Here is a 15,065-nt window from a genome sequence, read left to right on the forward strand (position 1 = left end):
ATCATGACAAAGCTTCGTTGGGGAATTCTAGGCTGTGCGGGTATCGCGATCAACAGATGTATTCCGGGTATTAGGGCTTCTGAAACCGGATTCGTAGCCGCCATTGCTAGCCGAAATTTAGACAAATCACAGGAAGTCGCTGCCAAGCTGGATATTCCAACTGCCTATGGGAGCTATGAAGAATTGATTGCCGATCCGACCCTTGATGCTATTTACATACCGCTTCCCAACCATTTGCACAAAGAATGGACCATTCGTGCGGCTGAGGCTGGTAAACATGTTTTATGTGAGAAACCTGCGGCTCTAAATGCCGCTGAAGTGGAAGAGATGGTTGCGGCATGTGAACAAGCTGGCGTTCTATTCGCTGAAGCTTTTATGTATCGCCACCATCCGCGTTACGAGCGCATCAAGGAAATCATTGATTCCGGAGAAATTGGTGATGTTCGCGGCATCCATGGGGCCTTCACATTTAGTAATCCAGAAGACGCGAAGAATGTGCGTTTCGTCCGTGAATGGGGCGGAGGATCTATCTACGATGTTGGCTGCTATCCGCTAAGTGCTGCCCGGCTGCTGCTGGGCAGAGAACCGGAAGCCGTAACGGCACATGCTTTCTTTTCACCTGAACATGACCATGTCGACATGATGATGTCTGGACTCGTAGAGTTCAGCGGCAATGTTGCCTTAACATTCGACTGCGGCATGTGGGCTGCGTTCCGCAATACGATCGAGATCCTAGGCTCGAAGGGGCGCATTGAGATTCCCTCGGCTTTTATGACGCATACAGAAGATTTGGGCCATTTTATTGTATACACAGGGAATGAGCGCCGTGAAGAAAAAGTCCCTTTCCTTGATCAATATGCCCTTCAAGTTGATGATTTGGCTCATGCCGCGTGGGGAGATAAGCCGCTCCGATTCGCTCCGAGAGATGCCGTCCTTAATATGAAGCTCATTGACGCTTGTCTGAAATCGGCTCAAGAACGCGCGCGTATTGTTCTTAATCACACTTAAATAGAAACGGAGGATGAATAATCATGAAGCAGATTCAGATTCAAGGACTTGATAAGCCCGTATCCCAATTAATTATGGGCTCTGATTTTTTCAAATTGAATAACGGCGATGAAGTGAGCAGCATTCTGGAACATTACTTAGCTATTGGCGGGAACACCATTGATACCGCGTTCATCTATTGTGGCGGCGAGAGCGAGCAGGCACTTGGCATTTGGCTCGAACAGCAGAGAAACCGTGATGCGATGAACATTTTTACCAAAGGTGCCCATCATGATGAGCAGGGTCCACGCGTCAATAAGGAAGCCATTCATAGTGATTTACTCACCAGCCTAGAGCGTTTGCGTACTGACTATATTGATCTTTACGCGCTCCACCGGGATGATCCGTCTGTACCGGTCGGGGTCATTCTAGAGGCTCTCAATGAGCATCTTGAAGCTGGGCGTATTCGAGCCTTTGGCGGCTCCAATTGGACGCATCAGCGGCTTCAGGATGCTGCCGACTATGCGAAGCAGCATGGCTTAGTAGGCTTCAGCTTCAGCAGTCCGAATCTAAGCTTAGCCAAACCAAACGAGCCATTCTGGGCCGGCTGCGTGTCCAGTGACGAGCAAGCGCTGCGCTGGCATGAAGCGAAGCAGTTTCCTCTGCTCGCTTGGTCTGCGCAAGCACGCGGCTTTTTCACCGGAAAGTTCACGCCGGATAATCGCGAGAATGAAGACATCGTCCGCGTTTTCTATAGCGACGCCAACTGGATGCGTCTGGAACGCGCCACACAGCTGGCTAAAGAAAAAGGCGTTACAGCCATTCAGATCGCGCTGGCCTACGTCCTGAACCAGCCGTTCCCTGCCTGCGCACTTATCGGTCCTCGCAATGAAGCGGAAATGAAGTCCTGCTTTGAAGGTGCACAATTGAAGCTTTCCCAGCAAGAGATGGCTTGGCTAGATTTAACCGAAGCCGTGGTTTAACGGATACATCTCAAAGCCTCCCCTAGGGAGGCTTTTTTCCTAGGACTCCTCCTAGAGCCGGTGTCCGATACATAGACGGTTCATCCATCGACATGATAAGATACAAGTAAACGTTTATCTAGTCAAATGATCGATGCAGGAGGGGCCATGGGAAAGACTGACATTCGGCGAGATGCAATTATGCACGCCATTAAAGATAAAGGCTCCATCGCCTTAACCGATATCGTCCAGCAGTTTGCTGTATCCGAAGCAACGGCAAGACGAGATTTAGAAATTCTCGAGCAAGAAAAACGCTGCATCCGCACATTCGGCGGAGCCGTCCTCGAAAGCTTGAAGGTGGAAGTTCCCTTTTTTAATAAAATGGACCTCAATACCGATGAGAAGAAAGAGATCGCCGACAAAGCTCTACGCTATATTGAAGATGGCGATATCATCGGCTTAACCGGAGGCACCACAACGACCTTTATCGCTAAAAAGCTCAATCAATTCAAAAATCTTACCGTCATTACCAACGCAGTCAATATCGCTTATGAACTCATCGGAACATCCGGATTGCAGCTTATCCTCACAGGTGGCGTCATTCGTACCCAAACCTTCGAGCTTTCCGGACCGCTCGCTAACGCAACACTCGATAACTTGAGTATTCGCAAAACATTCATGGGCGTGGATGGCATTTCCTTGTCCCGCGGCATGATGATTTATAATGAGCTGGAAGCGGAAACGAACCGTAGGATGATGAAGCAGTCGATGGAAACTTATCTAGTTGCGGATCATTCCAAGTTTAGCCGCAGCTCCCTCTTTGTCATCGGAGAAGTGCAAGAAACGGTAGGCATCATTAGTGATTCCGCTATTACTTCCGAGATGAAGCATGCTTTTAAAGAAGCAGGCGCTCCTTTCCTTTAAAATAACCCAACAAAAAAACTCGATCCTTCTGCTGTTGAACAGAGGAATCGAGCTTTTTTAATACGCATTTATTGCTTTAATTTTGCTTTATACGTGAGGGAAGGCAGCATGATGAGTACGCCAACCAGAAATAGGCCGGCTGCCGTCAAATAAATCCCTTCTAGAGAGAATAAAGCCTTCATGCTTCCGGCTAGACTCATCGTAATCACCATGGCTCCCATAAACAACGGGTTCAAAATACCATTGACCCGGCCTACGAAAGCTTCCTCCGTATTGCCAAGAATCATCGTATTAATACCGATTTGAATGGCTGGTATGACGAGTCCGGAGATGAATTGTGCCAGAAGGGCTACCCACAGGATATGGGTCATGCCCATAATGCCTATGGTGAAAATACTGACTGCCATTCCCAGTGTTAACATCGCCTGCGGCGACATTTTTTTGGCGAAGCCGATTGCTAAGCCACCCCCGATAATCATAGCGCCCCCATTCACAGCCATAAACCACTGCAAGTTTTCCTTAGGCAACCCTAGGTTTTCAGTGACAATAAACAATCCTAGCGGATTGACAAGTCCCAGAGCAAGACCCGCTACAGCGAAGCAGGCACCTAGGGTAACAAGCATTTTATCTTTCAACACATAGCGAAACCCTTGACGCATTTCGGTAATAATATGCGTTGTGGGTTCGCCCGTTGTTCGTTCCACCTTGCGGTCTGCCGGTAAAAAGGTAAGTACCAGCGCGGAAAGCAGGAAGCAAACACCCATAATCGCAATGGCAACTTTAATTCCGTAATGAAAATAGACGAAGGTCCCCATCATCGGTCCCAAAATCATAAAGATAGCCATCATGGACTGATACATCGACATACCGAGCTGCAATTGGGACTCATGCACATGAACTTTGAACAGCTTCATGCCGGAAGGTTGGGAAAATTGCGATAAGATAGACGACACTAAAGTGGCAAAAAAGATCGCTTTCCATGACCCATAATACAGGGTCAGCATGACAGCAAAGACGGAAGCAGCACTAAGAATATCGCACCAAACCATCGTTAGCTTCGGCCTCCAGCGATCCGCAAAGGCTCCACCAATAAAAGAAAAAATAAAGATGGGCGCAAACTCTGCTACCGAAATTAAGGAGATGGCATTCGGATTATTATTCGTCATATCCGTCACATACATCAGCACGGCAAAATTTCGGATCCATATGCCTATTTGAAGAAAAACGCCGGATAATAAAATCGATTGCACAAAACGATTACTGAAAAATTCACGCATCGTAGGAGCCGTCTGGGCTACGACTTGAGACATTGAAAAACACCCCTTCATCTATAAACTAGGTAGTGAAAAGCGATTCTTCATAACCTATTTTAATGTACCTAACTGGAGCTTCTTCGTCTAGTGCAATCGGTCATGTGACCGTCATATGACTCTAGGTATGCCTCCAACCTAGCGGATACTGCTCAGACAGCGTTACTGGGAGCCGCCCCACAGCTTTTTCTTTGCCCAGCAAAACATTCGCCAACGATCCCATAGCGAGTGGGCGATTTTCATAGCAAGCATAGTAGGTTTTCACCTCAGGGAATTCCAATAAATCATAAGGGTTCCGGCCGGCAGCCACGATAAAGATCAGATCTTCTTTACTTGCCAACTGCTGGACGAGGCTCTTCTGCCCCACAGAAAACGCTGCATTATACGTGACCATAACCACTTGCTTTTTCCCTTCGCATGCTTGCAGTACAAGTGCTATGTCAGCTTCTGTAGGATACAGACCTATGTAAACCTCATCAATAGCTTGACCAGATCGTTCAGACAACAAGCTCCCTAATGTCCCAATTCGGTCTACAACTTCATCAATCTCCGTCCCAGCCTGAACCTCTGTCCAGATAACAAGCGTCGGTTCATTCACATCCAATACTTGGCCGACTTCATCCTTAACTAACGTAATACTCTTACGGCTAAGTTCTTTCGCTTGTACCTGGTGCTCAGATGTTGAGATAGGGTCTGCAGGGATAGAGGTAAAATAGTCATTCTGAATATTCCTCTTGGACTTAACTGTCATAATCCGCTGCACAGACTCGTCGATGCGCGCTTCTGGGATACGTCCGTTTTCAACTGCTTCAATTACTGCTTCAATGGCTGCGATTTGTCGATTCAACTGGTGGCTGACAAGAATAAGATCAGAGCCTGCTTCAATGGCCCGTACAGCGCCTTCGGCAACCCCAATCCCTTCAGAGATAGCTTTCATTTCCAAGCAATCAGTCACAATTAAACCATGGAACCCAAGCTTTTCACGCAGTAATTCCGTTAAAATAGGGTAGGATAATGTGGAAGGAACACCCTTCTCTTCGAGGGCCGCGAAAACGACATGGGCTGTCATTATTGCATCTACGCCCTCTTCTATGGCTTTCACAAATGGAGCCAGTTCGAGTTCCAATAACCGTTCCATCGGGTGAGGGACAACAGGCAGATCATGATGGGAGTCCTCTGACGTATCACCATGGCCTGGAAAGTGCTTGACGGTGGCGATAACATTCTCGTCCTGAAGACCTTTCACCGCATGCACGCCCAAATCACTGACAAGCTCCGCTGTTTCCCCATAAGAACGTACTCCTATGACTGGATTAAACCGATTATTATTAATATCCAAACAAGGCGAAAAGTTCATATTAATGCCCATTTGACGTAACTCTTTTCCCATTATTTTGGAACTGATATAGGCACCTTCCGGTTCAAAAGCGGCACCTAATGCCATGTTTCCGGGCAGCAGCGTTGCTCCTTTTTCTATCCGGGACACCATGCCGCCTTCTTGATCCACCGCTATAAATAATGGCTGTCCCCCATACTTAAGGTTGATGGTTTGCAGCTCAGCCGACAAATGAGCCAGTTGAAGAGCGTCTTTCACGTTACGACGAAAATAAATAACTCCGCCTAACGCATACTCTTCGATTAGTTGGGTGATTTGCGCATCTGGCTCCTCGGATTGGAAGCCGCAAATAAACAATTGGCCTACTTTTTGACGTAAGGTTAATTGTGGATGACTATGACTAAATGAGGACATCAGTTATTCACTCCTTATGATTGAAGCGTTCCTATTTGGTATGGGCTTCTTCCTTGTTGGAAGCTTCTTGCTGCTTCTGAATTTCCTTCATCAATGAGACCGGATCCGTTCGTCCGCCTATTAGCTCCTGCATGCCCCGTTCCAGCTTCTCTCTGACTTTCGTTTGAATGCGTGAATCGAAAGCCGGGAACGTTCCTTTACTGTTTGCAAATACATTCAATATTTCTTTAATAACCGGATTTACATTACTCGTATCCTCAAGCTTCATGGCAGGCGGCATTCCTTCTTCCATGAGCTGTCTTTTTTGCATCGGTTCGTTATACATCTGTCTGATAAACTCTTTGATGGCAACCAACTGCGCAGGCGTTACTTTCTTTGAAAAACCATAGGCATTAGACCATCCGCCATTGATATACCCATCACCTGGTCCACCCATATTGGGAAAACTCATAAAGCCCACATCGTTAACGATCGTAGATTTCTCTGGATCAACAAGCGGTGTGTTGGACCAACTGCCATCGAACATGAAAGCCGCCTCACCACTGCTAAATTTATTTTGCTGTTCGGCGTAAGCCAAAGCCAAACTGCCATCTTGCAGATAGCCTTTTTTGACTAACACATTGTACTTGTTAAAAGCATCTACAACATCCGGATCCGTCCAATGCCTGCTGCCGTCCAGAAAACCTTCGACAGAATCACTGCCTGCGGTACGCACCCACATCGTATTGATCATCATATTGATCACCCAAGAATCCTTGGCAGCCAGTGCAAACGGCGTTATTTTTCTTGATTTCAATGTTTCGGCAGCAGCCAGCAATTCGTCCCACGTTTGAGGCGGTTGGATATGTTGATCGGCCAGTATCCTTTTGTTATAGTAGAGGCCCTCTACATATCCGGCCATCGGAATCCCATAAATTTTCCCGTTTACCGTAAATTCATTGAAATTAGTGAACTTATCCATTAATCCCAACTCATTCAAAATCGGTGTCAGCTCGAGCAAGCGGTTTGCTTTGACATAGTCTTTCGTATCCGTTCCGCCAAACAAATCAAATATTTCCGGTGGATTCCCCGCAGCCATCTCCGATCTCAATTTATCAAAGCGATTAACCTTATCCTCCACACCGTCTAAAGTAATGGACAAACCGGGAACGTTGGACTCCGTTGCTTTCACAACCTCTTGCAGCATGACTAGTCGTTTCTTCTGCGTATCCTTAACTTGCGTATGACGAATAGTTAACGAAATCGACTCTACCTTATCTGACCCTGCGGTAGTGGGTTTCACCCCACCATTGCCGGGATTCCGCTCCTTGACCCCATTCGTGCTGCTGCAAGAAGATAACAAGCATATCGTTGCAACCAAACCGACTGCCGAATTCAACGTTCCTTTTCTCACCATGAGAGGTCTCCTTTAAGCTTGCTAAATAATTATGAGATAAACCTCTATCGAGGTCTTTCGAAGATGAGCGACCGCGTATAGAGGAAGGTTTATTCGCCAATAAGTAAGCTGTTTTCGGCATGCCGAAAACTTATACTTTGCATTGGAGGGGCGGTTAGGCCCGCACCAATTCTTATCGAGGGGTAAAATCCTCTACTAACAAGGGGAATGTCCTTCTTTACGTTTTTCACGAAACTCCGAAGGGATCTCACCTGTGAACTTCTGAAAAACCTTAGTGAAATATCGCCGTTCGCTATAGCCGACTGATTTACCGATATCAGTAATGCTTTTGTCGCTGAGCAGAAGCATCGATTTCGCCAGTTCCATGCGATGCTTCGTTACATATTCAACAAAAGTTTCGCTGAAATGCTGTTTAAACAGCAAGCTAAAATAACTTGAACTAATCCGGAGTGAGCTGGCAATATCCTCAATACCAAAATCATTTGAATAATGTGTCCGTATATATTCCTTCGCGGCGGCCATCAGCAATTCACTATTTTTTTCTTACTCGTACCTTCTAGGCCAATGGATACAAGCTGAGTCATGATTTGCAGCAGATGCTGTATGCTCTCACTTTTATCTAATTGACGCCATATCTGTTCTTCCTCTTGAATATCAAGAGAACTCATTTCTCTTAATTCACGGAGTAGATGTAAAATGAGGAAATGCAGCATCTGGTAAGCCCGGGTAAAGGAACTGTCTGGCAGCCCTTCAAGCAGCATTTTCAAGCGTTGTAGTGCATCTTCCGTTTTCAGACGATTAAATTGCTTAAGGCCCGTCACCATTTCTTCAACCAAATACCATAACGTGCTGCTTGTATCTGGGGAGTCTTTGACTTCCTTATAGAAAAGCACAGCTTCCTGCTTACCGAGATTTAGCTGCATGAAGCACTGCAGTTTTCTATAGGTTTCAGATAGTTGATGAAGCCCGACTGCTGCGGGGAATAAGCCTACACTAATCCCCAATTTAACCGATTGCCGCACATTAGCTTGCAGCTGTACAACTAGTCTTTGCAAGCTTGCTGAGGACAGCGTGCTGTCTCTATCATCGCATTGAATCAGCAGGCACCACTCCCCTTCGCGCATTTGCAGAACAGTGAACTTCACTTTCTCATCTGTCAGAGAATGCTGCATCACATTTCGCACCGCGAAATTCCAGAGTCTACGTTCATGCTCGGACCAATGCAGCGATTGCTGCGAATATTCATCTACGTCGATCATGGCAAACAAATACGTAAGCGTTTCAAAATCTCTGTCATCAATCGGCAAAAGTGTATTCCGCGTGATTTCTGTATAATTCAAAAGGACATCCTGCATGATTTTCTCATAGGCCAAATTTTTCATGGTACCCAACTTTTGTTGTTCCTCTTGCTGACTTTGCTTCCTGGATCTAATTTCTGCGGACATTTTACGAATGCTATTTTCTAATTCTTCATAATTAATGGGTTTCAAAATATAGTCACTCACACCCACTCGCATTAACGAACGTGCATATTCAAAATCTTGATAACCAGTCACCATCAGAACGGTGCAATTGCTATTCAAGTGACGCAGCTTTTCTACGAACGTGATGCCATCCATTAGCGGCATGCGGATGTCGCTCATCACCAGATCAGGTATATGCAAGCCGCAAAGTTCAAGAGCCTCAAGCCCATTTTTTGCGGTGCCAACAATATCAATTCCCAATTCATCCCAAGGAATGACCACTTGTAAATTGCGTAAAATGTTCGGTTCATCATCTGCCAGAATGGCTTTAATTCTCACAAGCTTGCTCCTTTCCGATTCGGAATTACGATTTTCATTGTTGTCCCCATTCCTTCTTGACTACAGATAAACAGGCCATAGTGAGCGCCATATTGGATGCGAATACGATCGGCAACATTACTGACGCCAAGCCCTCTTCGCTCTTCATTCGTCCCTATAATTTCATGGATAGGCGTCTCCAATTCTGTCTTGTAATGAAACTTGGCCAATTTCTCTGCGCTTATGCCAATTCCATCATCTGTTACATATATGCCTATGCGCTCCCCTTCATTAACCACTTTAATCGTAATTAATCCCTTATACGCAATCGGTTCGAAACCATGCTGAAGGCTATTTTCAACTAATGGCTGCAGAGTTAACTTGAGCATATAGACATCAAGCAGCTCACTGGGAGCCTCAATCTGATATTGAAATTGATCCTCAAAGCGAAATTCCTGAATCTCAAGATAGCTTTTCAGATGCTCCAACTCTTGTTTAAGGGTAATCTCTTCCTTGCTTTCCATCCCGATACGGAGCAAATTACCAAGTCGGTACACCATTTGACTCACTTTTTTTCCTTGGTTTTGGATCGCTAATACATTAATGGATTCCAACGTATTAAATAGAAAATGAGGCTTGATTTGGGCTTGCAGCAGCATAAGCTCCGCCTTGTTCTTACGGTCCTGCTGACGTTTCACTTCTTCCAAAAGATCCTCCAGTCGAGCAACCAAACTATTGAACCCTCTGGCTAATGCTGAAGTTTCATCTTTCCCGCTCTCCACCATCCGGGCAGTTAAATCGCCTCGTTCCACCCTTTTCATCGATGAAAGCATACGCAGAATCAACTGAATAATCCGCCTGACGAATACCAAGTTATACACCAAAGCAAAAAATATACAGACGAATGTGATTCCGGCTACCAACGTCATGATCGTCTCAATTTCCCCTGCGACATACTTCCATGAAGTAATTGACACAACACTCCAATTCTGTACGCCCATATTGTTAATGTTCAGGTGATAGAGAGACACCAAGCTTTTCTCATTTTGAAAATTGGACTGAAAGCTGTGGTTGCTAAGCTGAAGATCCAGTTTATTAGGCAGAAGCTGTAGCACATTCGCCCCTTCAAGACTTTGCTTATTGTCATAGAAAATGAGCCCGCTGTTATTGACTAGTAGATATCGGGTAGAGCTTTCCACATTAGTTTTAAACGATTTGAATATTTGATCCAGCTCATTAAATCGAAACCGCAGCAGCATATATCCGCGATTGTCCATGGTCCAAAAATCCTTTACCAACCTTGCCTGATAGAAATCTCTGTGCCCCGCCGCGAACTCCTTATATTCAGAAGGTCCTATCCATAACGGGCTTCCGTTCAACTCTTCTATTTGTTGGAATGCCGCGCTTTTCTTCAGATCCGCCCAAGGCAGAGAGCTGCCGCTTGTACGGCCGGCACTAAACGATTTTCCTGAATTGTTATAAATAACGACGTTCTGGATTGGCGAGTATGTCAGAATGGACCCTCTAAGCAGTGTATCAAATGTGTTCAAATCGTAGGAAGAAAGTACCTCTTCGTTCGGCTTTACGTCATCCATCGTTCGATAGATACCCTGTATGCTCTCCTTCACCATCCAGAAATCGGAAAAATAATTGGCTTCCTTGAACATATAATACATATTGCGAGAAATCGCTTGTAAAGTGACTTCCGTTAAATCACCGTATTTTTTTTCAATTAACTGTTGGGAAACGGTATACACCGCCGAGCCTAACACGAACAAAGGAATGATAATAAACATAAGAAAACCGATAAACACTTTTTTATTCAAATTCACGAACGATCGCTGGCTCCTTCCAAGCAAAATCAGGCCCCATCTAAGCACTGGAGCCACTGATCTGTACCCTTTTATTATAAATGACCGTTATTTTCCCCTAGGGATAGGTTTACCTGTTAGAGGGATAAAATCCTCTTTTGTTTCCCCTCTCACATGTCCTCATGGCGTATCTTCACTGTTCCCTGTAAGCCTTGCTCCTGCTGGATTTCGGCTTGACCTTTGTCCTCATTATTGCTGCTGACATGTAGACCGATAACCCCTAATATGATCAAAAGAATGGAAATTACTTTTAGCGTAGATATCGATTCGTTGAACCACCAAATACCGATAATCGTAATGAGCGCTGTCCCTACACCTGACCAGATGGCATAAGCCAAGAGCTTACGTCTAATTGTTTCAACGCAAGTGTCAACAGCGTAAAGCATAAGATGTAACAAATCCCCATAACGATTGCGGGTCCTATTTTCGTAAAACCGGACGACATCTTCATCGCCGTCGTTCCCACTGTTTCAAAGATGATCGCTAGCAGCAGAAATGTCCAATTATTGTTCCACAAGTCGGTAGCCACCCTTTACGTTAATACGTGTACTTTTATTGTAAAGGTATCTGAGAAATTGTACCAGTTGTAGACGGTTGCCAATACACCGTTTAAATGTGACGGAAAAGGCCGTTTTCTTTTGCCCTGAGACGGACCTGAAAACGACCTTTCTTTTATACTTTGAAACGGTTAATCAACAACCGAAGCTCGCTGGACATGCCACGCAAGGATTCTGCGGACTCACTTACTTGCGCCATAGAAACGAGTTGTGTACCGGATGACTCGGCGATATCTTGAAAATGCTGCGCGGACAGCTGTGAGATCCGTTCCATCTCTTCGACGGAAGCCGCCACTTCTTCAGAACCTGCGGATATTTCCTCCGAAGCGGATGAAACCTCCTGCAGCTGTTCTGTCATCTGCTTCAGACCGCCAAGAATGGAGCCGAATGCGCCGCCGGCTTCCTTAACCGTGCGAAGGCCGGTCTGCGCTTCTGCTGAGCTGGCCTCCACACTGGCGGACAGCTGCGCTGTTTGCTCGAGGATCGCCTCGATCAGCTCGGCGATCTTCTGTGAGGAAGCTTGCGATTGATTCGCAAGCTTCCTCACCTCATCGGCCACGACGGCGAAGCCGCGGCCGTTCTCTCCGGCGCGCGCCGCCTCGATCGCCGCGTTCAAGGCGAGGAGATTCGTCTGCGACGCAATATCTGCCATCACGGAAACAATCTCTCCGATTTCACCGGATCGTCCTTCAAGATGATGCGTCGCCGTCACCATCTCCGACGATGAACGCACGATCGACTCCATCTGTGTAACGGCCGTCACGATCGCATCATTCCCATGCTGCGCGGCATTCGTCGTCTGCTGCGACATTTCGCTCACAATGGAGGAAGACTCGGCGATGCGCTGCATGCCAGCCGACATCTCCTCCATCGCTTTGGTCATTTCCGTAGCTCGCAACACCTGTGTCCGGGCTCCGCGTGAAGCTTCCTGAATGTTTGTTGTGATACTATGGCTCGCCGAAGTCGTTTGCTTCGCGTGACTCGAAACCCCTTCTGAAGCTGCAAGCAGCTTGTCCGAATTGTTCATAATCGTCCCAATCACACTTCCGGTATCAGAGACCAGCTGCTGAAATGCACTCGCGAGACGCCCTATTTCATCCTTACGATTTACATCAATCGTTACCGTCATATCGCCATCTCTTACTTTGGCTACCTGTACGGTCAAACGTTTTAACGGATTCGTTAAAAAACGTGCTAACGCGAAAACCAACAACACGCTGATCATGAAAATGACCGTTGCCACAACAATCGTTGTTTGCCGCGAAGATTTCATCAGCGCATAAACCGCCGTCGCATCAAAATCCGTTCCCACAACGCCAGCGACTTTACCATCCTTCCCCTTAAAAGGTACGTATGCGGTTATAGTAGCCCCATATTCATCCTTCGTAAGCTCGCCCAGAGTTGGTTTCTCTTCTTTGAAGGCCTTTGTCATACCCGGATAGTCATTATCTTCGACTTTTCCCATTGGTGAAAAGTCATTCCCTTTAGCATCTTTTGGAGCCCCATCGACCATATAGAGGTAAGAAGACTTGCCATCCTTATCTACTTTTGCAAGTGTGTACACATATTTCAAGCCATTGGTTTCCCGAAGTTCATTCAATTGTGCCCGCAGTTTGTTGTAATATTCCGTCTCCCCAAGCTGCGGATCCAGCTTCGCGTATGCATCTAGATCAATTAGCTTCGCTGCCCGTTCGGCTATTGCCTGTGCCTGAAGACCCATCGAGTTCTCTACCAAATTCGTAGACGCTTTATACATCGATAAACCAAGAATCGCTCCAGCTACTACGATCAAGCCAGAGAAAAACAAAACCATACGAACCAACAAGCTATTCAAAGCAGTAATTCCCCTTCCTTTATTTACCACAATATAGACAATATTCTACAAGATTCGGGATTGTTTGCCTAATCTTTTTTTAGTAGGTATTCGTCCGTTATAAACAAAAACACGAACATATAAAAACAAAAAGCTACCTTCATCCGATATGGATGAAAATAGCCTCACTATCATTGATATCTATGAACTTGCATAATTAATGTGTTGGAATCAAAACAATGAAAGCCCTACCTCTCTTCCATCCTTGCGGCTCCAATGACCGCGCCAGTGCGAATTGCTTTACAAACACCTGCTACCGAAACACGTTAACGTGGCCTCGGGTTTACCATAAATGAGCTGATTTCCATGCGCATTGGGAGAAAAACAAACAAGGAGAGGGGGTTACTTTCTTCTCGCTAATCGTTCGTGTGGGGTAAATGAGGTCTAGTCTGATGTGTTTATATGGTCCATTTCAATCAATCTTTATATTATACCCATGACAGGACTTGTTGTCAACATTTTATTGAATTTATACTTTTTTATCCTATCCAACAACTTTTTGATGATTGATTCAGATCCATTACAGGATTCATTACTAGATTGTTGCCAGGTCTATTGAAAGTCTATTTCCTGAACATTTCCAGATCCTCTGGCCAGATCAAATGCCAGATCCTTTACCAGGTCTATTACTAGATCTCTCGTCAGAGCAATTGCCAGTTAGATCCAATGCCAGATCCTTTCTAGATCACTGAGTCAGTTCATAAATCCATGTTAAAGTCCATTATTAGGTCTGTTTTCCAGATTCATTTACCAAGTCCATTACTTGGTCTGTTCCCATTTCCATTTTTCAAGTCCATTACTTGGTCTGTTGACTGATCTATTATCAGTAAATCAAAACCCTACTGACTTTTCACCTTTCTAGCTGCTCGCCCCAGTCAAAAGATAATAATCTAAACCCAGCTGCCTTAACGTCTATACTAAAAACAAGACACTTCCTGGATTTCAATTAATGTGTTATTATTTTCTTCAATTAACGGAAATTCTTCTGCGAAATGGAATATTTCTGTTATATAAGGTTGTGAAGCACACGCCGCTATCCCGCTCAGCATCTAGCTGATCGCGATAAGCGGCTTATTTCATTAATAGGAGGCGACCTATGAACGATTATTTTCATGAAGCACATCAAGCATTTTTATCCGAGCATGCAATAAAGAGAAGTGGGGAACGATTACGAAGACTTAAAGAAGGTCATGGACATGCCGAAAAAATGTTTCTCCAACACGTATGGTGGAAAGCATTTGGTAATTTCAATAATCTTCATCCAGAATATGAGATTAAGGATTTTCGTGATGGAACACGATTTCTTGACTTCGCTTTCCTCCGTCCATCACTTCGCCTGACTATTGAAATCGATGGGTATGGATCTCACTCCTCCCAAATCAGCCGTTCACAGTTTTCCGACCAATGGAATCGTCAAAACCATCTTATTATCGACGGTTGGAAAATACTACGCTTCTCATTCGATGATGTGAAAGAGCGTTCACGCATGTGTGAGCAAACACTTCAGCAATTCATGGGTCGTTATCTGGGGGAAACGGGCCAACAAAAACTAGCATTGAACCTCTCATGACTAAAGTCACGAGATTCTTGGGTAGTCTCTTCTAACGAAGAGAAGTTTACCAAGCTATCCCTGTCGTTCCGACAGTTCGTGTAA

13 protein-coding genes are annotated in these 15,065 nt (G+C 45.4%); 4 read left to right on the forward strand and 9 right to left on the reverse strand.

Annotation, left to right across the window (positions count from 1 at the left end; genetic code table 11):
• Window positions 1–3: 3 nt before the first annotated feature.
• From FU659_RS29510 to FU659_RS29520, 3 genes are all read left to right on the forward strand, one after another.
• On the forward strand, window positions 4–1,008 hold the full coding sequence (locus FU659_RS29510; protein ID WP_187274483.1) for a Gfo/Idh/MocA family protein: 1,005 nt from the start codon (window positions 4–6) through the stop codon (window positions 1,006–1,008).
• A gap of 23 nt (window positions 1,009–1,031) precedes the next feature.
• A complete protein-coding gene (locus tag FU659_RS29515; protein ID WP_147950850.1) occupies window positions 1,032–1,970 on the forward strand; it encodes an aldo/keto reductase in 939 nt (312 codons plus the stop codon).
• 147 nt (window positions 1,971–2,117) lie between these two features.
• Complete coding sequence (locus FU659_RS29520; protein WP_187274484.1) at window positions 2,118–2,873, forward strand: DeoR/GlpR family DNA-binding transcription regulator; 756 nt, start codon at window positions 2,118–2,120, stop codon at window positions 2,871–2,873.
• Window positions 2,874–2,941: 68 nt separating this feature from the next.
• Here the strand turns inward: FU659_RS29520 and FU659_RS29525 are convergent, their stop codons facing one another.
• From FU659_RS29525 to FU659_RS29560, 9 genes are all read right to left on the reverse strand, one after another.
• On the reverse strand, window positions 2,942–4,183 hold the full coding sequence (locus FU659_RS29525; RefSeq protein ID WP_147950852.1) for an MFS transporter: 1,242 nt from the start codon (window positions 4,181–4,183) through the stop codon (window positions 2,942–2,944).
• A 121-nt stretch (window positions 4,184–4,304) separates the two neighbouring features.
• The gene (gene nagZ / locus FU659_RS29530) at window positions 4,305–5,933 is read right to left on the reverse strand and encodes a beta-N-acetylhexosaminidase (protein ID WP_147950853.1); all 1,629 of its coding nucleotides are present in this window, start codon (window positions 5,931–5,933) and stop codon (window positions 4,305–4,307) included.
• A gap of 31 nt (window positions 5,934–5,964) precedes the next feature.
• Complete coding sequence (locus FU659_RS29535) at window positions 5,965–7,329, reverse strand: extracellular solute-binding protein (RefSeq protein WP_147950854.1); 1,365 nt, start codon at window positions 7,327–7,329, stop codon at window positions 5,965–5,967.
• A gap of 195 nt (window positions 7,330–7,524) precedes the next feature.
• Window positions 7,525–7,851: a helix-turn-helix transcriptional regulator gene (locus FU659_RS29540; RefSeq protein WP_147950855.1), complete on the reverse strand. Its 327-nt coding sequence runs from the start codon at window positions 7,849–7,851 to the stop codon at window positions 7,525–7,527.
• Complete coding sequence (locus tag FU659_RS29545; RefSeq protein ID WP_147950856.1) at window positions 7,851–9,131, reverse strand: response regulator; 1,281 nt, start codon at window positions 9,129–9,131, stop codon at window positions 7,851–7,853. The genes FU659_RS29540 and FU659_RS29545 overlap by 1 nt, the downstream gene beginning before the upstream one ends.
• Entirely contained in the window at window positions 9,128–10,936 is a 1,809-nt protein-coding gene (locus tag FU659_RS29550; RefSeq protein ID WP_222708671.1) for a cache domain-containing sensor histidine kinase, read from the reverse strand. The genes FU659_RS29545 and FU659_RS29550 overlap by 4 nt, the downstream gene beginning before the upstream one ends.
• A 155-nt stretch (window positions 10,937–11,091) precedes the next feature.
• Window positions 11,092–11,319 carry a DMT family transporter gene (locus FU659_RS29555; RefSeq protein WP_397356831.1) on the reverse strand — a complete coding sequence of 76 codons (228 nt, stop codon included), beginning with the start codon at window positions 11,317–11,319 and terminating at the stop codon, window positions 11,092–11,094.
• A complete protein-coding gene (locus tag FU659_RS39065; protein ID WP_397356833.1) occupies window positions 11,292–11,498 on the reverse strand; it encodes a DMT family transporter in 207 nt (68 codons plus the stop codon). Before FU659_RS39065 ends, FU659_RS29555 begins: the two co-directional genes overlap by 28 nt.
• 155 nt (window positions 11,499–11,653) lie before the next feature.
• Complete coding sequence (locus FU659_RS29560; RefSeq protein WP_147950858.1) at window positions 11,654–13,372, reverse strand: methyl-accepting chemotaxis protein; 1,719 nt, start codon at window positions 13,370–13,372, stop codon at window positions 11,654–11,656.
• A gap of 1,135 nt (window positions 13,373–14,507) precedes the next feature.
• On the opposite strand from FU659_RS29560, the gene FU659_RS29565 reads away from it, so the two are divergent.
• Complete coding sequence (locus FU659_RS29565; RefSeq protein ID WP_147950859.1) at window positions 14,508–14,981, forward strand: DUF559 domain-containing protein; 474 nt, start codon at window positions 14,508–14,510, stop codon at window positions 14,979–14,981.
• Window positions 14,982–15,065: the final 84 nt, after the last annotated feature.

It is taken from the genome of Paenibacillus sp. N3.4 (assembly GCF_008017805.1).
Lineage (GTDB): Bacteria > Bacillota > Bacilli > Paenibacillales > NBRC-103111 > Paenibacillus_E.

What these genes read in the sequence shown, in the direction of transcription:
- FU659_RS29525 (WP_147950852.1), bottom strand. Translation starts at nt 4,183, where the DNA reads ATGTCTCAAGTCGTAGCCCAGACGGCTCCTACGATGCGTGAATTTTTC.
- FU659_RS29535 (WP_147950854.1), bottom strand. Translation starts at nt 7,329, where the DNA reads ATGGTGAGAAAAGGAACGTTGAATTCGGCAGTCGGTTTGGTTGCAACG.
- FU659_RS29540 (WP_147950855.1), bottom strand. Translation starts at nt 7,851, where the DNA reads ATGGCCGCCGCGAAGGAATATATACGGACACATTATTCAAATGATTTT.
- FU659_RS29515 (WP_147950850.1), top strand. Translation starts at nt 1,032, where the DNA reads ATGAAGCAGATTCAGATTCAAGGACTTGATAAGCCCGTATCCCAATTA.
- nagZ (WP_147950853.1), bottom strand. Translation starts at nt 5,933, where the DNA reads ATGTCCTCATTTAGTCATAGTCATCCACAATTAACCTTACGTCAAAAA.
- FU659_RS29565 (WP_147950859.1), top strand. Translation starts at nt 14,508, where the DNA reads ATGAACGATTATTTTCATGAAGCACATCAAGCATTTTTATCCGAGCAT.
- FU659_RS29510 (WP_187274483.1), top strand. Translation starts at nt 4, where the DNA reads ATGACAAAGCTTCGTTGGGGAATTCTAGGCTGTGCGGGTATCGCGATC.
- FU659_RS29520 (WP_187274484.1), top strand. Translation starts at nt 2,118, where the DNA reads ATGGGAAAGACTGACATTCGGCGAGATGCAATTATGCACGCCATTAAA.